Source organism: Bacteroides sp. An269, assembly GCF_002159755.1.
Lineage (GTDB): Bacteria > Bacteroidota > Bacteroidia > Bacteroidales > Bacteroidaceae > Phocaeicola > Phocaeicola intestinalis.
The window spans coordinates 157,158-178,471 of sequence record NZ_NFJG01000001.1 but is presented as its reverse complement, the minus strand read 5'-3'; the positions used below and the strand labels follow the sequence as shown (position 1 = coordinate 178,471).

At 43.7% G+C, this 21,314-nt stretch carries 20 protein-coding genes; 6 read left to right on the top strand and 14 right to left on the bottom strand.

What is annotated here, in order from left to right; translation table 11 throughout:
• Positions 1-72: 72 nt before the first annotated feature.
• The 6 genes from B5F71_RS01000 to B5F71_RS00975 all read left to right on the top strand — a co-directional run bounded on the left by B5F71_RS01000 (position 73) and on the right by B5F71_RS00975 (position 7,068).
• Positions 73-750, top strand: coding sequence for a rhomboid family intramembrane serine protease (locus B5F71_RS01000; protein WP_087207123.1), 678 nt, complete (start codon positions 73-75; stop codon positions 748-750).
• Positions 722-1,621 (top strand): rhomboid family intramembrane serine protease, encoded by a 900-nt coding sequence (locus tag B5F71_RS00995; RefSeq protein ID WP_087207121.1) that lies wholly within the window; start codon positions 722-724, stop codon positions 1,619-1,621. Before B5F71_RS01000 ends, B5F71_RS00995 begins: the two co-directional genes overlap by 29 nt.
• The gene (locus B5F71_RS00990) at positions 1,618-2,697 is read left to right on the top strand and encodes an endonuclease/exonuclease/phosphatase family protein (protein ID WP_087207119.1); all 1,080 of its coding nucleotides are present in this window, start codon (positions 1,618-1,620) and stop codon (positions 2,695-2,697) included. The genes B5F71_RS00995 and B5F71_RS00990 overlap by 4 nt, the downstream gene beginning before the upstream one ends.
• 292 nt (positions 2,698-2,989) lie before the next feature.
• Positions 2,990-5,986, top strand: coding sequence for a protein translocase subunit SecDF (gene secDF, locus B5F71_RS00985; RefSeq protein ID WP_087207117.1), 2,997 nt, complete (start codon positions 2,990-2,992; stop codon positions 5,984-5,986).
• Positions 5,987-6,203: 217 nt separating this feature from the next.
• Complete coding sequence (gene queD / locus B5F71_RS00980) at positions 6,204-6,536, top strand: 6-carboxytetrahydropterin synthase QueD (protein WP_087207115.1); 333 nt, start codon at positions 6,204-6,206, stop codon at positions 6,534-6,536.
• Entirely contained in the window at positions 6,523-7,068 is a 546-nt protein-coding gene (locus tag B5F71_RS00975) for a 7-carboxy-7-deazaguanine synthase QueE (RefSeq protein WP_087207113.1), read from the top strand. Before queD ends, B5F71_RS00975 begins: the two co-directional genes overlap by 14 nt.
• Before the next feature lie 356 nt (positions 7,069-7,424).
• Here the strand turns inward: B5F71_RS00975 and B5F71_RS00970 are convergent, their stop codons facing one another.
• From B5F71_RS00970 to B5F71_RS00900, 14 genes are all read right to left on the bottom strand, one after another.
• Positions 7,425-8,060: a DUF6549 family protein gene (locus tag B5F71_RS00970; protein ID WP_087207111.1), complete on the bottom strand. Its 636-nt coding sequence runs from the start codon at positions 8,058-8,060 to the stop codon at positions 7,425-7,427.
• Positions 8,053-8,649 (bottom strand): N-acetylmuramoyl-L-alanine amidase, encoded by a 597-nt coding sequence (locus B5F71_RS00965; RefSeq protein ID WP_021927117.1) that lies wholly within the window; start codon positions 8,647-8,649, stop codon positions 8,053-8,055. Before B5F71_RS00965 ends, B5F71_RS00970 begins: the two co-directional genes overlap by 8 nt.
• 231 nt (positions 8,650-8,880) lie before the next feature.
• Positions 8,881-9,390, bottom strand: coding sequence for a hypothetical protein (locus B5F71_RS00955; RefSeq protein ID WP_021927119.1), 510 nt, complete (start codon positions 9,388-9,390; stop codon positions 8,881-8,883).
• A complete protein-coding gene (locus B5F71_RS00950) occupies positions 9,390-9,776 on the bottom strand; it encodes a hypothetical protein (protein ID WP_021927120.1) in 387 nt (128 codons plus the stop codon). Before B5F71_RS00950 ends, B5F71_RS00955 begins: the two co-directional genes overlap by 1 nt.
• A gap of 1 nt (position 9,777) precedes the next feature.
• Positions 9,778-10,209, bottom strand: a complete 432-nt coding sequence (locus B5F71_RS00945; protein WP_087207107.1) for a hypothetical protein — start codon at positions 10,207-10,209, stop codon at positions 9,778-9,780.
• Positions 10,172-11,359, bottom strand: a complete 1,188-nt coding sequence (locus tag B5F71_RS00940; RefSeq protein WP_087207105.1) for a reverse transcriptase/maturase family protein — start codon at positions 11,357-11,359, stop codon at positions 10,172-10,174. Before B5F71_RS00940 ends, B5F71_RS00945 begins: the two co-directional genes overlap by 38 nt.
• Before the next feature lie 26 nt (positions 11,360-11,385).
• Complete coding sequence (locus B5F71_RS00935; RefSeq protein ID WP_143269828.1) at positions 11,386-11,646, bottom strand: hypothetical protein; 261 nt, start codon at positions 11,644-11,646, stop codon at positions 11,386-11,388.
• Between the two features lie 51 nt (positions 11,647-11,697).
• Positions 11,698-13,059 carry a hypothetical protein gene (locus B5F71_RS00930; protein ID WP_087207103.1) on the bottom strand — a complete coding sequence of 454 codons (1,362 nt, stop codon included), beginning with the start codon at positions 13,057-13,059 and terminating at the stop codon, positions 11,698-11,700.
• A gap of 1 nt (position 13,060) precedes the next feature.
• A complete protein-coding gene (locus B5F71_RS00925; protein WP_241148522.1) occupies positions 13,061-13,360 on the bottom strand; it encodes a hypothetical protein in 300 nt (99 codons plus the stop codon).
• A gap of 89 nt (positions 13,361-13,449) precedes the next feature.
• Complete coding sequence (locus B5F71_RS00920; protein WP_087207101.1) at positions 13,450-13,683, bottom strand: hypothetical protein; 234 nt, start codon at positions 13,681-13,683, stop codon at positions 13,450-13,452.
• On the bottom strand, positions 13,680-14,150 hold the full coding sequence (locus B5F71_RS00915; RefSeq protein ID WP_021927197.1) for a hypothetical protein: 471 nt from the start codon (positions 14,148-14,150) through the stop codon (positions 13,680-13,682). The genes B5F71_RS00920 and B5F71_RS00915 overlap by 4 nt, the downstream gene beginning before the upstream one ends.
• Before the next feature lie 6 nt (positions 14,151-14,156).
• On the bottom strand, positions 14,157-19,640 hold the full coding sequence (locus B5F71_RS00910; RefSeq protein ID WP_087207099.1) for a LamG-like jellyroll fold domain-containing protein: 5,484 nt from the start codon (positions 19,638-19,640) through the stop codon (positions 14,157-14,159).
• A complete protein-coding gene (locus B5F71_RS00905) occupies positions 19,622-20,806 on the bottom strand; it encodes a LamG domain-containing protein (RefSeq protein ID WP_241148521.1) in 1,185 nt (394 codons plus the stop codon). The genes B5F71_RS00910 and B5F71_RS00905 overlap by 19 nt, the downstream gene beginning before the upstream one ends.
• A 1-nt stretch (position 20,807) precedes the next feature.
• Entirely contained in the window at positions 20,808-21,314 is a 507-nt protein-coding gene (locus B5F71_RS00900; RefSeq protein ID WP_087207098.1) for a hypothetical protein, read from the bottom strand.

The window sequence follows — 21,314 nt, the reverse complement described above, 5'->3', positions numbered from 1 at the left end:
AATTAAACTTGAAAACTTATAAACTTAAAAACTTATAAACTTAAAAACTTAAAAACTAAAGAATACAACGATATGAACAATATGCCAACTGTAACAAAAAATCTACTGATTATCAATGTACTGTGTTTTTTTGGCTATGTCGTGGCAAAACGGTACGGAATCGACTTGAACGATATGTTGGGGCTGCATTTCTTCCTGGCATCTGATTTCAACCCGGCACAGCTGATTACCTATATGTTCATGCATGCCAATTTCCAACATATTTTCTTCAATATGTTTGCAGTCTGGATGTTCGGACGTACGTTGGAAAATGTTTGGGGACCGAAGCGGTTCTTATTCTATTACATCTTGTGCGGTATCGGCGCCGGACTGATACAGGAAGCGGTGCAATACATCGAGTATGTAGTGAGTTTGTCACAATACGATGGGGTAGATACCGGTATGGGTGTCATTTCGATGGCAGAATACTTGAATATGCTGACCACTGTGGGAGCATCCGGGGCCGTATATGCCATCTTGCTGGCTTTCGGTATGCTGTTTCCCAATAGCGAGATGTTCATCTTTCCGATACCGATGCCTATCAAGGCGAAATACTTTGTTATTGGTTATGCCGTACTCGAACTGGTGCTGGGCATCAGTGGGGGAGACGGGGTGGCACACTTCGCTCATTTGGGAGGCATGCTTTTTGGATTCATATTAATCATTTATTGGAGAAAGAAAAATGGCGGCGGACAGCAGATTTATTACTAACCTGAAAGAGAACTTCAGGCGTGGGGATATTGTGACCCAACTTATTTACATTAATGTCGGCGTGTTTTTGCTTGTTGCCCTGGTGAACCTTTTCCTTACCTTATTTAATATGGGGGGAGGACAACAGTGGATGAATTACCTCATGTTTCCGGCATCGTTGGGGAGATTTATCCGCCAGCCTTGGTCGGTACTGAGCTATATGTTCATGCATGCCGGTATTTTGCACATCCTGTTCAATATGTTGTGGCTGTATTGGTTCGGACGGCTGTTCCTGAACTTTTTCTCGGCAAGACACCTGCGTGGATTATACGTGTTGGGAGGCATAGCCGGTGCGGTACTTTATATGGTGGCTTATAATCTTTTCCCTTACTTCCGGGATGCAGTCGCTTTTTCATACTTGCTGGGAGCTTCGGCATCAGTACTTGCCATAGTAGTGGCTACGGCGGTGCGTGAGCCAGATTATCCCGTACAATTTATGTTTATCGGAACGGTACGCTTGAAATATGTAGCTATCTTTATGGTAGTGCTCGACCTGTTGTTTATGACTGCAGACAATGCTGGAGGACATCTGGCTCATTTGGGAGGTGCTTTGGCTGGATGGTGGTTTGCTTCTGGTCTGGTAAAGGGGCGCGACCTAACCCGATGGATTAACATGGCTTTAGATTTTTGTTCGGGTCGTTGGCGTCAGACTCCCCGCAAGCCGAAGATGAAAGTGCATTATGGGGACAAAGAAAAAGATTACGACTTCAATGCACGCAAGAAAGCACGTGCTGATGAGATTGACCGTATATTGGACAAGCTCAGAAAGTCAGGTTACAATAGTCTGACCGAAGACGAAAAGAAAAGTCTGTTTGATGCAAGCAAGAAATGAAAATCGTTAAGCATTTCATACTGACCATTTTGGCCTTGTCGAATGGATTGATAGGCATAGCCTTTCTGGTTTGTGCCTATAGTTCTTATATTTCTCCGGTAGAACATCCGGTAGGAGCGTGTGCAGGTTTGTTCTTTCCCATATTTATGTGCCTGAACCTGGCTTTTTGTTTCGTCTGGCTTTGCCTGAAGCCATGGGGAGTGTGTTTGCCTTTGTTGTTTTTTGCTGCCGCATGGAACAGCTTGCGGATATATTTCCCCGTAGGTTCTATCAAAGAGGGTACGCCAGGAGCGAAGAACCTGAAATTTCTCACGTATAACACACAGGGCATTGCTGCCGGCGAGAAAGGAGAAACCGACGGAGAGAATCCTGTATTGGCTTATTTGCGCAAGAGTGGGGCAGACATTATCTGCCTGCAAGAGTTTATGCCGGGAGCCCATGCTTCGAAGGCACAAATAAAGGAAGCATTGGCGGCTTATCCGTATTCGAAAACGACACGTACGGAAGGGGGAGACATCTTGGCTTGTTATTCACGCTATCCCATTTTGTCGGAAGAGCGCATTGCGTATGCCAGTCAGTTTAACGGGAGTGTGATGTACCGCTTGAAAGTGGATGAAGATACAATCGTAGTTATCAATAACCATCTGGAGTCGAATAAATTGGACAGTTACGACAAGAAGGTGTACAACGATATCTTGAAGTCGCCCACTGAAGGCAATGTGAAGAGCGAGAGCAAATACCTGTTGCGCAAACTGGCAGATGCCGGGGCACTCCGGGGTCCGCAAGCCGATTCGGTGGCACAGGCTATCCGGCGGAACCGCTCACGTTATATGCTGGTTTGTGGTGATTTCAATGATTCTCCCCTTTCGTATGCCCATCGGGTTATCGGTGAAGGGCTGTGCGATGTATTCGTAGAGGCTGGTGCCGGTCCTGGATTTACTTATAATCAGAACCACTTTTATTTTCGCATCGACCATATCTTTGCTACTCCGGCATTTCGCGTACTCGAATGTAAGGTGGACCGCAGCATCCGTGCTTCCGACCATTATCCCGTATGGTGCATCTTGGAGCGGTGAACCGTCTGGAAAACTTGAGATGAGGAAAGCACTTACTTACATGGGCTTATGCATATGGGTGCGTTGTCCGATGTACTTATATGCGTAGAGCCGCGCACTTATATGCAATCGGGTCACTTCTTTGTCCGAAAAAGGATTGTTTCTTGATGCCTGTTGCCGTTGAAATCCATCTTTTTTGCATTGAAATGCCGAAATAATTAAAATCCTTTTCTTCATGTAAATGAAAAGAACTATATTTGCAACCTTGAATAAACGCATATTAATTAAAAAGTAAATAATAAATTAAAGTAACATGCAAAACAAAGGATTCGTAAAGTTTTTTGCGCTATTACTGACCCTGGTCTGCTTGTTCTACCTTTCGTTTTCTTTCGTGACCCGCTATCACATGAATAAGGCGGAGGAAGATCCGAAAGGCGAGACACATTATCTTGATTCGGTAATGAACAAGAAGGTATGGCTGGGCAGTTATACGCTGAAACAATGTCGTGAGATGGAAATCGGACTGGGCCTTGACTTGAAGGGTGGTATGAACGTCATCCTTGAAGTTTCTGTGCCGGATGTAGTGAAGGCGCTTGCCGACAACAAGACTGATGAAGCTTTCAACAAGGCTGTGGCAGAAGCTGCCAAGAAACAGGTGACCAGTCAGGAAGATTTTATCACACTGTTTGTGAGAGAGTATAAAAAGTTGGTTCCCGATGGCAAGCTTGCCGAGCTGTTCGCTACACAGCAGATGAAGGACAAGGTGAATACTCGCAGCACCGATGCTGAAGTGGAAAGAGCTTTGCGTGAAGAAGTGAAGGCTGCCATCGACAACTCATATAACGTGTTGCGTACACGTATCGACCGTTTCGGTGTGGTTCAGCCCAATATTCAGGCAGTAGAAGGTTCAATGGGACGCATCATGGTGGAATTGCCGGGTATCAAAGAACCGGAACGTGTGAGAAACCTTCTGCAAGGTTCTGCCAATCTGGAGTTTTGGGAAACATACGAAGCCAAGGATATTGTTCCTATATTGATGTCGGCCGATGAACGTGCCCGTCTTGCGATGGGGACTGCTACGGATTCGGTGAAGACCGACTCGGTGGAAATGAAGAAAGAAGAAGCCAAAGCCGCTCTTTCTTCGAAAGACAGCCTGGCCGCAGTACTGAAGGGAGAGACGGCCGAAGCTCAAAGCACCGCCGATTTGGAACAACTGAAGAAAGAACATCCGTTGCTGGCTGTTTTCCAGCCCAACCAAAGCGGTATAGGAGCTATCGTAGGATATGCTGACTATAAGGATACAGCTGCCATAAACAACATCTTGAATCTGAAGCAAGTGAAAGAAATCCTGCCGCGTGACCTGAAGTTGATGTGGGGTGTGAAGGCTTCGGAAATGGACCAGACGGGACACATATTCGAATTGTATGCCATCCGCGTAACCGAGCGTAACGGACGTGCTCCGCTGGAAGGTGATGTCATCACAGATGCACGCGACTCATACGACCAGTTTAACAAGCCTTGTGTAACAATGTCGATGAATACCGACGGTTCGCGCCGCTGGGCAGCACTGACCAAGAAAAATATCGGCAAGGAAATAGCTATTGCACTGGATGGTTATGTATACAGTGCGCCGCGTGTAAATTCTGAGATTACGGGAGGTAATTCGGAAATCACCGGTAATTTTACTCCGGAAGTAACTAAAGACTTGGCTAACGTGCTGAAGTCGGGTAAGATGCCGGCTCCTGCCCGTATCGTACAGGAAGATATCGTAGGACCTTCGCTCGGACAGCAGTCTATCAATCAGGGATTGGTTTCGTTTATAGTAGCCTTGATTGCCTTGATGGCTTACCTCTGCCTGATGTATGGTTTTATTCCAGGTATGATTGCCAATTTTGCACTGATATTCAACTTCTTCTTTACGATGGGTATTCTGGCTTCGTTCCAAGCCGCATTGACATTGTCCGGAATTGCCGGTATGGTGCTTTCGCTGGCTATGGCGGTGGATGCCAACGTGTTGATTCACGAACGTACCAAGGAAGAGATGAAGGCTGGAAAGACAATGAAAGAAGCAATCAATGCGGGTTATTCAGGTGCTTTCTCGGCCATCTTCGACTCTAACCTGACATCTATCATTACGGGTGTTATCCTGTTCTATTTCGGAACCGGACCTATCCGTGGATTTGCTACCACATTGATTATCGGTATCATCTGCTCGTTCTTTACAGCAGTGTATATGACCCGTCTGGTTTACGAACATTTCCTGGCAAAAGGAAAGCTCCGTAACCTGACATTCTCTACTTCCATATCGAAGAACCTGTTCCAGAATGTGCATTTCAACTTTATGGGAATCATCAAACGTTCGTTTACCGTATGGGGTATTCTTATTCTGGTATGCGTAGTTTCGTTTGTGGTTCGTGGTTTGTCGCCCAGTATTGACTTTACAGGTGGACGTAACTTTGTTGTACAGTTCGACAAGGTGGTTCAGCCAGAAACCGTACGCGACTTATTGGAAAACAAGGTGGATGATGCCAATATCCAAGCCATTGCCTTGGGAACTGACGGACACCGTATCCGTGTGACCACCAACTATCGTATAGCAGAGGATGGTGCGAATGTAGATGCCGAAATAGAAGGTATTTTGTATAACGCTTTCAAGGAAGGCAATCTGTTGCCCGATGGTTTGACTCTCGAGCAGTTTGTTGACCGTGACAATACGGAAGGATGTTCCATCATCAGTTCGCAGAAGGTGGGTCCGAGCGTAGCAGACGACTTGAAGACATCTGCTGTATGGTCGGTCATCTTTGCCTTGATTGCTATCGGTCTGTATATCTTGATTCGGTTCAACAACATTGCATATAGTGTGGGTGCAACGGCTGCATTGGCGGTGGATACGCTGCTGGTAGTAGGTGCTTATTCTTTATGTTACGGTTGGATGCCGTTCTCATTGGAGGTAGACCAGACATTTATCGGTGCAGTATTGACGGTAATCGGTTATTCTATTAACGACAAGGTGGTTATATTCGACCGTGTGCGCGAGTTCTATCACCTGTATCCGAAACGTGAACGTACAAAACTGTTCAATGATTCTTTGAATACGACACTTGCCCGTACGTTGAATACCGGTCAGAGTACGTTGATTGTATTGCTTATCATTTTCTTCTTGGGAGGCGACAGCATCCGCAGTTTCTCATTTGCAATGATTCTGGGTGTGGTAGTCGGTACGTTCTCCTCATTGTTTGTAGCTGCCCCAGTGGCTTACCTGATGTTGGGAGGCCGGAAAGGACAGAAAGAAGAAACCGGAAAAGCCTGATAATATCATAATAAGGAATTGAGAAATTAAAGAAGTAAAGGAGTTAAGTCAATAGTCTGGTGGTGGAAAATCAGCTATAGGCTTAACTCCTTTATTATATAGACTCTTTTCTTCCTGTTTGCCCAGATGCAAATTCTTTCTTATCTTTGCAAAGTGCCGAGGTGACATTAGGCACTAACCGTTTTTTACGATAAACAATCTTAGAACAACAAGCATTATGTATACAGTCATCAAACGTATGGAAATATCGGCTTCGCACAGCCTGTCACTTTCTTATCCCAGCAAGTGCGAAAATCTGCATGGACATAACTGGATAATCACCGTATATTGCCGCAGCAAGGAGCTGGACGAGTGTGGTATGGTAGTTGATTTTTCTAAAATTAAAAAGATAGTAAAAGAACAAATGGATCACCGTCATTTGAATGAAGTATTCTCTTTTAATCCGACGGCAGAAAATATCGCTCATTGGGTATGCGAACAGGTACCACATTGTTTTAAGGTGGAAGTAAGGGAATCGGAAGGCAATACGGTAATTTATGAGAAAGATTAACGAAATATTCTATAGCCTGCAAGGAGAAGGGGCACATGCAGGAACCCCTGCTGTATTTGTACGCTTTTCGGGATGCAATCTGAAGTGCGCTTTTTGTGATACATCGCATGAATCAGGAACGGAAATGAGCGATGAGGAAATTGTAGAAGAGGTATGTAAATATCCCTGCCGGATGGTTATTCTGACTGGAGGAGAGCCGGGGTTGTGGATAGACGATGCATTGGTTGATATGTTGCACAAAGCCGGCAAATATGTTTCTGTCGAGACCAATGGAACACAAATCTTGCCCGAAGCGGTAGACTGGGTAACCTGTTCTCCAAAAGAAGGAACAATTCTTCGCGTCAAGCATGTTGATGAAGTGAAAGTGGTTTATCTCGGACAAGATGTCTCTCCTTATTTATTAATAGAAGCAAAAGAACATTTCCTACAGCCGTGTTCGTGCCAAAATACAGAAGAAGTGATTGAGTATATAAAGAAGCATCCACAGTGGCGATTAAGCCTTCAGATACACAAATTGATAAACATCCCTTGATTTATGATTTTACGATTTACTATTTTGTCATTTGCTTAAAATAGTAAATCGTAAATAGTAAAATAGTAAATAAAAGTACCTCGGAGGGGAATCGAACCCCTATTTAACGTTTAGGAAACTTATGTCCTATTCTTGTAAATCAACCACTTGCAAGGCTTTTTTGATTTTCTGTAGAACTATTGTAGAACTTCTGCAATTTCTATGGAAAATCCCCTGTCACCCGAAAGCGGCAGAGGATTTCTAATGCAACACCGATTTCGGATCGGATGGTGCAAAGATAGGCATTCCATTCCAAATAAACAAGCCGTGCGGACTTCACAGTTGGCACGGCTCAAAAAGTTCTTATGTTCCACAAATTATTTCTTCTTCTTTCGTTTCAACTCTATGTATTCAGAGTAAACTATCTTGGTGTACGGGCTGGAGCTTCTTATCTCCTGCCTTATGGCTTTTGTCCCCCATTTGAAGAACCACCATTGATGCGGCACTCTATGTACTACCTGAATGAGCGTATCTACTGTTTGAATCCTGCCAGTAAACATACCTTTGTCAATAGTACCGTCAAGCTCAACCCACGGATCTTTGAATGTGATCCTTTTCAATGTGTCTATCAAGGTAGGGCGAACTGGAAGCAACTTCAAACTATCCGGCACACGGTAAACTATGCTATCCCGTACTTCCGTCTTTATCGGCACTTCCGTTTTCGTTGCAGTCGTTGAAACAGACTGGATGCGCTTTATCTTCACATTGAGATCCTCAACCGTCTTAACAAGCTCATCGCAATGTTTCTGTAGCTCCGACTTAGACAACTCCAATGATTGAACGGATGCGGCATACTTGCCGGATTCTGTCTTGTAGTAGGCTACATCCTCCAGCAGTGCTGTCTGGTTGTTCTGTAGTCTGTCACGCTCCGTTTGGAGCGATCGGACACGGTGTGATAGGAAAGCGATTGCCGCCAAAAGAACGGCAAACGCTATGATTACATACTTACGCATACTTCTCAATGTATTTGGTTATTGAATCCACATGAAGTTTCACAACAGCCGCCTTGCCCTCCGGGGAAAGAAGAAACTTGCAATCCCTTTCGTTATCCATGAAGAAGTTTTCTGTAAGTACAGCCGGGCAAGTGGTTTTTCGGAGAATGTAGAAATTGCTTTCCCAATCACCGTCCCCATCGCTCCAATCACCACGGATCTTCCAGTCATTACCGAACATTTCTTTTGCGGTGTCCCAGAAGATCTGCGCAAGATCATCGGCTTTTGTTTTTCCGGGATAGGTGTGTATCTCCCAGCCTGTACCCTTTCCATTGGAAGCGTTTACATGGATAGATACAAGGATAGTCTTGCTCTTACCATGTTTTGCAGCCGCTTCATTGGCTCTTCTGGCTCTCTCTGCCAGCGGTACATCTACACTTTCCTTAACCAGTAACTCGCAATCCACACCTTTTGCGATAAGCTGGTTATATACAGCGTTTGCTACTTCTCTGGCATACTGCCATTCAAACAACTGTGAGCCATCAGCCCATTTTGGAGATCTTTTGCCCGGTGTATTTTCACCGTGCCCGTTATCAATCAGTACCAACATTGTTTTGTTCCTTTCCTTTTTTTGCTTCGTTCACTAATTGCTTTATTTATTCCACCGCCAGCCATGAAACCACCGATACAGAGCATGAATACTCCAAGAGCATCAAGATCTGTTTTCAGATAGCCGTTGGTGCATACATCCCATATAAGGCAAAATCCGACACACAGCCCGATAAACGCACCTACCAGAATTGATAGTACAAGCGCAAAGGATTTGCTACTATCAAGCGTATTAGCCCTTATCAGACTTTTTAGATACTCCGCTATCCTTATTCTCTGCATTGCTCTTCTTGTTTTCAGTTATATCATCATCTTCATAGAAAGCATCATAATCTCCAGAGGCAAGTTTTTTCAATCGGCAATAAGTCCTTTTAGGTAGCCTACCCTTAAAGCACTCATCATCAGGTCTGACACATTCATTGTGTCGTGCCTCTCTTAGCGCAAGTTCCAACTCCGCATTTCTCTTGATCAGATCCAGCCTCTCATTTTCAAGTGAGCGTACTTGCCTGTATAGCTCATCCACTTTCTCGTTCAGAGATGAAATTTCCCTTTTTGCATCATCTACCTCTTTTCTTACCCTATGGTAATCCTCAATGATAGACTTATATTCCGCCTTAAAAGCATCTGCCGCTGTAACACGGTTTATATTTTTCCTGTTAAGAAGATACTTTAAGAACTCCAATCCGCCAAGTGCTGTTACTACGGAGGCAAAGGCAAGTAAAATTTCTTTCCAGTCATTCATTACCTTTTTCTTCTATACTTGTTACGTTTGTAATACTCGAAGTTATCCTTATCCTCTTGCGTGATCTTTGACTTCGGAGAAAAGAACTTGAATCCAGTGTTATTTCCAAAGCGCACTACCTTAATGATAGCACGGAATGGGAATGTTCGGTTTGGATTGCAAACCACATCTTTCAGCCTCTTGCTATCGGTGAAAAATGCGGATCTTCCTGCACCCTCACCAAAAGCAACAAGCGTTCTCGTTCCGTTCTCTGTCTGCACATCAGACTTTACGCCAGTGAATACGATCACTTCATTAATTAGGGCATCCACGCTGGAGTATTCGCAATCAAACAGATCACTATCTCCAGCGTTGGAATCCAGCTCATCTTCAAAATCTTCAATCATACTATAAATCAGTTGGAATGTTGTACGTTTCGGCATCGGCATCAATCATGGAACGGATAGCCAGACGATCTTTCAAGAAATCCTCATAAGGCTTCTTGTAGTCCTCATCAAGCAAACCAAGCACTGCGGATTGATACTCATTCATCAGCTTACTTTCCGTCTTTGCCGGATATTTTGCAGTGAGCAAAGTGCTGAAAATGTTATCCGCTGTTTTGGGGTATTCCACCCTCACGCTGTCATACTGGAACATCTTTCCAGTGGCGTTTTCGTCATCGTCCGTGGTGATAGTAATACCACCCTCTTGTTCCTTGATTACCGATACTTCCTTGATATTATGGTTATACAGGAATGTACCTTGCCCGTTGTACAGGTCATAGATAACTTCCGGCTTTTCGTCAGCCAGCAAACCGATAGCTAATGTTGTTGTTTCCATTGTTCAAACATTTATTAAATATGAATTTACTGTGTTCCTCCGAGCATCTGATTACCCAGCCGTATTCAGACGGAAAGAGGTGTTTTACATCGTTAATGTCTTTGATCTCGTATCTCTTCTTCACCTTGTTAAGTTTCTTATAGAACCTCATAAGTATTCCCTTTCGGAGCAAGATACCGTAGTGATTCTGTTTGAAACCCACATAGTCAATACAACGATCATCGACCGGGAAGATCTGCCAGTTCGGTTTTATCTCCAGTTTCAGCTCCGTTGCCAAGTAAAGCCCCATCATGTCAAGTATGAAATGCAGTGCTTCCTTATTGGAGCAAAGAACTACTATATCATCCATGTATCGGTAATAGTATATCTTCACTCCGTATTTTGCCATAACCATTTTTGCCAAATCCTCTTTCACCCAGTGATCGAAGTAAGCGAGGTATAGGTTGGCAAGGTACTGACTTGTATAATTGCCTATTGGCAAACCGATTGTTTTACCGTTGCTATCTATAATTCTATCCAACAGCCAAAGCATCTGATCATCCGCAATGGTATAGCGGATTATTCTTTTCATTGATGCGTGATCCACATTGTCGAAATACTTTCTTACATCTATCTTCAAGCAATACTTAGTGCCTTTCTTATCCATCATCATATCACGGTGAAGATCTTCCATGCACTTATGTACCCCTCTGCCTTTAATGCAAGCATAGGTATTTGATGTGAATATGTGTGTCCAATGTTGCCCAAGAACATTGATAACGCAATGGTGGACTATCCTGTCCGGGAAGAAAGGAGCGATCATTATCACCCTCTCTTTTGGCTCATATATAGTCTTTGTCTTGTATTCGCCCGGCTTATATGTCATGTGCCTTAATTGCTCATACAAGAGCGTAAGACGCTCTATAATGTTGTCATTGAATTTGCGTATCTCTGTACGATCGCCCTTTCCTTTCTGTGCATTATATTGCGCCATAACGAGGTTTTCAGATTCGTATATAAGGTGATAGATATTCTTTAGCTTCTTACTTTGTGAAGCATATAGCTTTCCAGTATCGCCAATATAATATCCGCAATCCTCCATATCACGATAATCATTAAACATCGTATCGCTACTATAGCATAAGCCGTATTCTGTTTTTATCAAGCCCATTGTGCCGTTGGTCTAAATCGGAGCGTTCAATTACTTACTAACACCGTTTTAATTCGTACTTTTTTACCAGCTACCAGCAGTGCCGATAGCCCCTGTGTGGTAAGGTCATGGTGATCACAGTTATATCTTATAAAGTTGAAACCACGGTAAAAGCGGAAACCAATGTTCGCATTCGAGTTCGAGGAACGATTATTCGCATTCAGATAACCGAAGCCCGCATTCGCCCCATTATTCGCATTACCACCGAACAGAGCACCACCTATCACCATCAACCTTTTTATTTTCATGTCAATTCACGTTCACAAAAAAGCCCCCGTGTACCGCCGCTTTGCAGTCCGTCAAAAACGGCACAAGCGGAAACCAATGTACGCAGCCGAGGACGAGGAACGATAAAGCGCACTCAGAGACCCGAAGCCCGCACCCGCCCCATAATGCGCAGCACCACCGAACAGAGCACCATACCAGCCTACAGCAGACCAGCCGCTACCACCTGTAGGAGTATAGAAGTAGTCACAGCCGCCAGCATTTGAAGCACCACCTACTGTTTCAGGGAAAGCATATCCTTTGCTTGAATGTGCGAATTGCAAGATATAACCCTCCGTGCGTGGAAGCTCTGTGATAGCCTCATATCCATCTGGAACGGTAGCAGCACTATCAGAGTGTGAAGTGAACTTTGTCGGATCTTCACATACATACGCAATAGAAACATCCGACTTGTGCCAGATAAGCACATCATCTGCCAAATGCCACAAGTATTCAAACGGGCACTCCAATCCACGGTAAGAAGTTACCTGTACCGTCTTGTCGCCACCAGTCCATCCCTTGATTACATAAGCGACCCTGCCAGTGTTGTTACCAAGAGTTGCAGTAACACCGCACGGGATAAAAGGCTTATAACCTCCCCACGTGTTCCACTCTGTACCATTCACAGCCGTACCGTTGCTAAGTCCTCCTTGATGATAGCCTTCCGATGTTAAGGCTTCATTGTAGGCATCCTGACAATGCAAAGAAGCATACTCCAGTCTTTGCAACCATGCAATTTCATTGTACACACGGTAAACGCCCAAATGAGTACCGTTCTTGCAAGCGGCACGGGCTGTAGCCTTTGAAATGGAAGTGCGAGCCATTCCAAGCTGTGAGTTGTATGTACCATCTTTGGCAGCATCACCAGCACCAGAACCACCCCTGTAGTTGGCAGCGTTGGAAGTGAGCTTTACGAATCCGCTTGCATCACGGGCGATATTGTCACCATCCCAAGTGAGGAAACAGCCGGAAACAGCTTCATTCGTATCAATCTTGATAGTGGCAAACCACGGGGAAACCGTCTTGCGCTCCATCTTGATGAATCCCGGCAATGGATATTCAGAATAGGCACGAATCCACTTTGTACCCTCAATCTCAAACCTGAAATAATACTCCGGCTTTTCGAGCATCACATTACCGTCCGTACTGTCAATGATAGCAGCAGCACCACTATCTTTCTTCCGGCTGTCATTCGGATGCAAGTAGTATTTCACAGAGCCGTCCGGGTTTTCAACAAACCTTTTCAGCTTCGCCTGTATTGGAAGTGTCTTGTGCAAGTCCAGATTACCTACCCTTGTGAGTTTGTAATCCCGGCTTGTAAAATCTCCCTGTATTCCGTACCACATATCATACGGATATTGCGGTTTTGTATTTCCGCTACCTAACAAAAGTCCCATGTCAGTTTTTTCTAATTATTTCACCTGCGCCCCAATAAATCTCATACTTCTGCAAGTCTATAGCGTTTGGAGCAATCGCCACTATAGCCGCTGGTGTCCAGTCGCCAACTGGCACTGGAATGTTGCCAAATGAGTTGTCACAGATCAGCTTGCAATTCAGAAGCGTATCGGTAGCCATTTCCGTTGCGCTCTTGCTACGCACATAGACCGAAAACGGCTTGCCGCCAAGATTGAATCCCTTGCTAAGATCCGATACTTGCCCTTTGGCTAACACTCTAAGGCTGTACATATCATTATCCATAATTCACCAAGTTAATTTCTAACTGCAAATATACTTATTTATGTGTTCCTCAAACACACTTTTAGACGAAAAAATATGCCCTCAAACCATTATACACCTCCTTTCCATATAAGATAGATTACTAAGGCTTGCAAGATTTGACCTACCAAGCCGCCTAACAGCGTGGCAATGAGATCCAGCCAGTCCCATTTGCCACCGTAGGCACGATCCTTAAACTCCATACCAGCCGCCAATCCTGCCACAAACAGAATCGTCAGCAAAAACGCACATGGTATAGCATACACCAAATGCTTTGTCCTGTTGCTTTCTTTCAGCCAGTTCATAAGCTATTAAGTTTAACTTGTTTTGCTTCAAGTTCGTTTATCTGATCTCTTATCGCTTGCCTCTTGCTGTTCAACGACACTATATCATAAGGCATTTCCTCACCAACCAAAGAAAACTCATAGCATTTTATTACCTTGTAATCATCATCTCTTAGTTGTTTCTTTAGTCCGTCTATTACCGTTTTCAAGTATGCGTTATCTGGAACTTTCTCATACTTGTATGATATTCTATCTCCAGCATCATAAGGAATTATTTGAATGGTATAATATGGATCTCCAGAATCCATCTTCTCATCATCAACAAGCTCAACAGGCTTCCACTTATCGCCCATTTCTGCAAGCTGTTCCGCAATAGTAACCGTTTTGGATTTCAAATTGCCGTCCTCATCCTTATACATGATTTCGTGAGGCTCTAATATCTTTGAAACCAAATATCCATCTTCATTTATGTAACCGTACTCTTCCATATTTCATTATTCTTGTATTAAATCTGGTAATTGATTGATTAGCCATGCCGAGGTTTTTACCCCATTAATATATCCAACAGTAAATATAGCTATAGCCATTCTTCCACAAAGAACTTTATGATAATTGTTTGGTGTGTTGTCATCATACAATTTCTGACCGCTTTTTGCCCGTATAGTCATAGAGCCAGTCCACCATTGTTTGAAAAATATGATCCTGCCTATTACACCATCATTAGGTAAATAAACACTTTTATCACTACTTGAATATCCTATAACGAGCGATGTAGTTTCAGATAAGTAGGTTGTTCCATCATTATCATCAATAATTTTAGTGCTAAGGAAAAGACCTGCCGCCATTAGTTTTTGAAAATATCCACCGTATTCTGGTGCATTACCACTATTAGAGGCATAACCATATATACCAGCGAGCATATTTTCATTATCCCATACATTTGAGCTGACATTTCCATATCCAATACCAACTATAGCTGCCTTTCTTGTTATTCCTGTAGATAGTGCAACTGCTTGTGTTTCTGCATTGTTGCAAAATATTCCAGTAGGAGACATATAGGCTACACGTGATGTGTTGCTTTTACTTCTTGCTTCAACAGTTCCGTTATTTGCATCAATCGTGATCTTAGATCCTTGCGTTGTTGCCTCTGAATAGTCTCCACCAGATCTACTTGATTCAATCAGTATGCGAGCCATTGAAGCATCCAAAGTAATCTTGTTGCCTGATCCGAGTGTTGATACAATCTTTCCCCCTTGTATAAACCAGTCGCCAATACTTGCTCCCTCTGCGAGTAAAAGGTTTGTAGCTATGCTTTCAAATTGCGCTCCAAATGGATTCCACTTGCTTGTATTTGTTGGCACTACATTTGAGAATGTATCAGCATCTATACGGGCAATATAGTATTGGTTGTTGTATTTTACTGCATCCAATCTGTTTTTATTCCCATAATAGGTTTTTGAACTGCTGTAATCACCACGGTAAACCATTACCGGGCTATCTCCCTTGTCGCCTTTATCTCCTTTATCACCAGTTTCACCCTTTCCACCTGTAACACATATAGGCGAAGTTGTGGTTGAAGTTCCGTTTGTATAAGTTATAACTGATCTTGTCCATATATACCAACCATCTTTCCAAGTAGGTCTGTTGGTACTCCACGATCCGCCAGATTGCGAAGTAGGGCTGCTGGATAGGTAGTATTGTTCCACTATGGATTTCACACCCACGCCAGTAGATCCTGTAGCTCCCTTTCCGCCAGTGATACAAACAGCCTTAGTATATTCAGTAGATCCATCAGTAAGCACGGTTTTTGTTCTTGACCAAATATATTTCCCATCTTCCCATGTAGGAGCGGTAGTTTGCCATCCGCTTGTTGGTGCTGTCTTGTTGGAAGTGCTTTTAGCATATTCCACATCAACAGAATTTACCCCTACACCATCCTTTCCGTCTTTTCCATCGTAAGGATTGATACGGAAAGGTGTACACCAGTTCTGTATCAGTTTGTCGCTCTCTCCGCTTTTTACTTTGCCTATGTCTGTTGCTGACAAAGCACCGTTGTAGATCTTCACATCATCATAATAGACGGAAGATCCAAACATATTATCGTCATAAATGGAAAATCCTACTACCTCTTCATTTATGCTGCCTGTCTGCGCAAGCGATCCATTGATGAATACAGAAACCGTCCTGTCATTGAAACGCAAGGCAACATGAAACCAAGTGTTTTTTGATACGTTCAGGCTTTTCTCCACATACTCCCTGCCATTATATCCGTTCAGCATCCACCTTATAAGCGTCTGATCCGTTTTCATCCAGAAGCACAAGGTGAAACTTTGACCGAAAGGCAGATCATAAGGTATCTTGCATTCCCCGTCCTGACTTAGATTCATTGCATACCTGCTACCGTCTTGAATTACGGAAGCACCATTTGATAATGTGGCTTTCAAGCCATCAACACTATCATTCAGCGTGGTAGTTTCTCCGCTGTTTACAGGTATGTACAATGCAAGTTTGTCCGATAGTCCTGATTTCTTAGCCATCGTACACCACACGTATTCCAAAGTGCCTACAGACGGTATTTCTGTACTCCACCCAGCCGGATTTTCAGCATCAGCATCCAGAGCCGGAGGTGAAACGGTAGATCCGTTTTTGGCATACCTGTATTCATAGTATTCTCCAGTGGTTGCATCGCTACCAGCCGCACCACTTTCACCCTTAATCAAACTCCAAGTGTAATCAGTGGGGTTGTCGCTGTCTTTCTGTATGAAGTCCACATATTGCCCAATGTATGCGCCCGGCTCTTCACCGTTGTTTGCAGTGAACGACAATCCCCCGTTATCGCTATATTTGATATGCAGATAGGAAGTCTTTCCATCCTCACCATTTATGCCCGGCAATCCGTCCTCACCATTGAAGCCCTTGAATCTTGCCCATGTGTATTTTTTCGGATCGTTGCTATCAGCTTGCGTATAGTCCACATAAGTACCTATGTAATCAGACGGTGTTTCCGTCATTTGTGAGGCACTGGTTGGATTCTGTACGGAAGAGTATTTGATATGGAAATAGCTTGTCTTTCCATCAGCACCCGGAACGCCCGGCAAACCATCGTCACCCTTAAATTTACTCCAAACATAATCTTTCGGATCATCGCTTTCTGTAGCCGTTTCTTTATTTGTAGCAATACCTATGTACATGGTGGTATCTTTGGGCTGCTGGTACATAGGATTACCGTCTGCATTGTCAGAATAGGCAATCCATGTATAAAGCGTTTTTCCATCTTCGCCCGGCTCACCCGGAACGCCATCTTTACCCATTATGTCAGACCATTTATAATCCTTTGGATCGTTGCTTTCAGTCGGAGTTTCCTTGTTGTATGCAAAACCTATGAAGCCTTTTCCTGTAGGATTATCAGAAATGCCAGTACCGTTTACATCATCAGCATAACGAATCCATGTGTAGTAACTCTTTCCGGGTAGCCCATCTTCACCGGGTAAACCATCATCGCCTTTCTGTCCTTGCTGCCCTTTTGCTACTACTTTCCAATAAGTCGTATTGGTTGGTGTAATCCCCTTTGCTGGAGTAGGATAAATGTACCTGTATGTGCAAGTTTCCGCACCGTTGCTATAGCTAACCTCATCGCCTGTATAGTACACATATTCCTCGTTGTAATCTCCACGATACACACCGATAAACGACACATCGCCAGAATCGCTTAATAGGCGTACATTATGCAAGGTAAGTTGTTTTAATGCCGTCACATTCCAGTCAATAGAGCTTGTTGCATCACCGATTCTGAATTTGTTTCCGTCCAAATCCAAATAACACTCACCGTCACTGGTAACAATCGCTCCAGTGGTGATAGTCTTTCCGTTGATTCTGGTAAATCCATAAGTGGTTACGAAGTCACGGAAATTATCATCAGGATATAATGAGCTTATGATACCTATCTGGAAATAGTAGTTGTTTGGATCTTCTGTAGGCTCAAACTTGTATGGTGTCTGCGTAACGACAAACACGCCATTCGATCCAGTCTTGCTACATTTGGCAAACACATAGTAACCGCCCTGTTCGGATAGCGTAACGCTCAATTCGCTCAAATTCCATTGCTTAATGGTGGTTTCATCTATTGTCAAGTGTGCCAATATGCCGGAAGAAGCATCAAACCTGTTGGCATTACCGTTTACATTGGCTTGCATCACCACACCGATCAGAACAAACTGCTGGCTCTTCGATCCAACGGTAAGCATATTGGTGTCAATAGAATTAGGTCGTATGTTTTCTGGATCAAAATACCCGTCTGTGTCATACACCATATTCCTTAGCTCTTCTGTTGTACGCCATCCCCTGCGTGCCTTGCTCAAATCTTTCAGTCGGTTTGCTTCTATGATCTTGTTATGCTCAATCACATCTATAACCGTCTGTTGGCTTATGGATATGGTGGTAGTGTCGGATAGGGTAAGGCTGTAATCGTGATCCACAAGTAAGTTACGGCTTATCTTCTGGATTCTTATGCTCTTCTCCACACCGAAACGCACATCTTTTACTGGCACATAGTCCCCAACCTTAAAGACGCTGGTTTCGCTATCATCCGGCAAGTTTTCCAGAAAATAGGAACGGTCAAAGGTCAGAGCATACTGCACTCTGGACTGTGTACGTGGCTTGAAATCATCATACCCGGCATACCACAGATCTTCTTCTGCATTATCCTCATAGGACTTTGGCAGATTTATATCCGTGATCTTGTAGGTATTTCCAACCTCAACACGGAAAGCCTCGCTATCAGTAGTTGGTATTGTAAGCCCTCGTTTATCTGTGAAAGGTATTAGGGTGAATTGCTTTTTAGCGTGATCATATCCACCATCAGCCTTAACCTCAAACTGTTGCCCGGCAAGCCTACCAGTAATGAAAGTGATCTTTGCCGTAACTCCATTGATAAGATACTTCGTACCGTTATCGTCCTTTTCGTTAAGGTCGAAGTCCATAGTATCATCAACGAATGAGTTTATATCATCCTCCACAATAGCCGTTACCACTCCTGTACGCTTCGGATATATATCATCATATTGTGCGCCATCCTCTTCACTCCCTATTTCCTGTGCCAGTTCCGCATCCTCAATATAACGCTTATTATCATCATCAATGCCTATCATTTCACTGTTTGCCGGGATAACCGTACCGTCAGCCAACGTATGCTCATTCTTATTCATACGCTTAGGGTATGGAAGTTGCAAGCGTTCTGAATAGTTCCTGTAGTCACTTCGTATGTTGGTAGTTCCACCCTCCACCCAAAGACGGGTGATAATGGCTTTATCATCCACCTTTTGATCTTTCAGAGTGAACAGTCCACCACCTTTCCCCCACTCGAAATAATCGCTTCCGTTAGGTGGCACTACCTTTGTCCCGAACTTTCCGATATGGATCGTGCGCACACCGTTGTTTTGGGTGATACGGAACTCCAGCTTGAAATTATTATCGCTACATAGCGATTGCAAAACCTGTAGGCAGTTCTGCTTTGAGAATGATATTGTGCGTGGCTCTGTGTCCGGGCAATTCGCTTCATCAAAAGCCCATAATCCCGGATAGTCACGGTTCATGTTGTATATGATCACCTTGACAAAATCCCGAATGGAATAGGTAAGATCAAAAGTCATGGAAGTAGATTTTCCGCTTTCGTCTGTATTCCTGTATTGGGTTTTCATCAGTTCATACATCACGCCATAGAATACTGCATCATACTGGTAGTATCTATCCGTTTTCATTTCACGGGTGGCACGTGTGCGGATCGTGTATTCTTCACCGCACACTATGATCTTATCGCCTTTCTCGAAGTCAAGCAATTCAGTGGAGATAATAGACAACTGTATGTTATCATCCCCCATCAAAGATATGTTCTGCGTTGCCGATTTTACGGTACAGAAAGGATCTCTGCTGAATAGCTGTATAGTACCCCCTTTGCGCTTGATTACTTCAATTTCTCCCATATTACGATCGCATTAGTGGAAAATTCCTCTATATCCTCAATTACACCGCTAACAATAATGTCATATTCCCCGGCTTCTTCGTAGGTATGTTCCAAAGCAACATCCGTCCCATGCACATTAAATGTATGGCTTCCATCACCCCAATACACGTTAAGGAACTTTGTGCTTGTAACGGTTATGGTTGCTTTGCTGTTGGCATTCCCAATATGCCGTAAAACCCTCTTCACTGGCTCACATTCAACCAGCTTCAACGAGAATGTACCAACCATAATATCGTTGTTGTAAGTTCCCCAAGTCTTATCCACATCTACATCATCAGGTACATACACTTCATATACCAACGGTTTTGCTTTTCCGTCATACTCGCATTTCAGGCGCACTGTACCCTCCTTGTCGAATTGTTCCATGAAGAGATTAACCCAGTTTACAAACTCCGATCTGCTGGAAGCCTCTATAAAGCAATCAAGCGTGATCGTGCGCTCCTTGTACCGTGGTCGCTTCAAGTCAATAACCTTTCCGTGATAGTTATCCCAATCCACTTCCAAACTTTCTTTCCTTTCCAGTCTGCCAAGAAGCCCGGAAGAAGCGGAAACATACACGCCAAAGTCTTTCATGTTCTTTCCGTCTATGTAGTATTCCACATCTGTATTTGCCTGTAGCTTCATTACCTCCGTAGGTGTCTTTGCCACATTGAATAAACGCAACTCATCAATGAGTGATTGAGTACCGTTAAGGCTTTCATCATTCAATGATAGACCTTTCGGAGTGCCGGATATGGTTTCTTTGAATATACGGCTTGTGTTCTGGTAAACCTCGAAAGTGTTGCCGGACTTCACAAAGGCAAAGAAATACCAGTTCTTAGGCATTACGTTCACCCATTGCTCCAGATAATTATCCACACCGTCAAAGTTCAAGAGCCAGCCAAGTTTGCTTGTTGCCGGGTACACATAGCAAGACAATGTGAAATCGCCACTGAAAGGGATAGCCTTTTCTGTCTGGCACTCACCAGCACCATTCATAGACAAAGATTTTCCGCTCTTCGCTATTTTGGAGAATGTAGCACCATCAGAAAGCGTTGCATCAGCCCTGCTTAATGAAAAATCGTATGCTTTACTGCCGTCTGGATCGTCAAATGGCAAATAGAGGATTAAATTATTGTCTATCATATCAATAAGTATTTTTATTTGTTCGTATTATTTTTACCTTTCCACCAACTGTTTCAACGGTTGCATTACCGTACACATTAACCAGTACCTCCGCATCACCGCCAGCCACAGCGATAGCAAGGTATGAGTTATCGAATATGTCAATGGTTACAATAGCATGATCGCCAACATTCACAGAGGCTTTGGAGTTGTGCCGGATATAGATGTTTGAAACAGCAAACCCGTCATACTCCAACATCGCTTTGCAGCCCCCGTTCAACACTACATCTTTCCTGTTTTTCTCCACAACTTCATCATCCACATACACACCGTAATCCTCACACTTCCCTTTGAAGTTCGTGCGTAGGAAGTCAAGTGTTGGATAATCATTCTTTATACAGAAGTCTATCCCTCGTATATACAATTCAGCAAGGGAATCCACGCCCAAACCCGGTTTGAGCTTCATTTGCCACAAACGGCACAATCCCTTTGCTATTCCATCCTGTTTGATTTGGTGTACCAGTTCCAT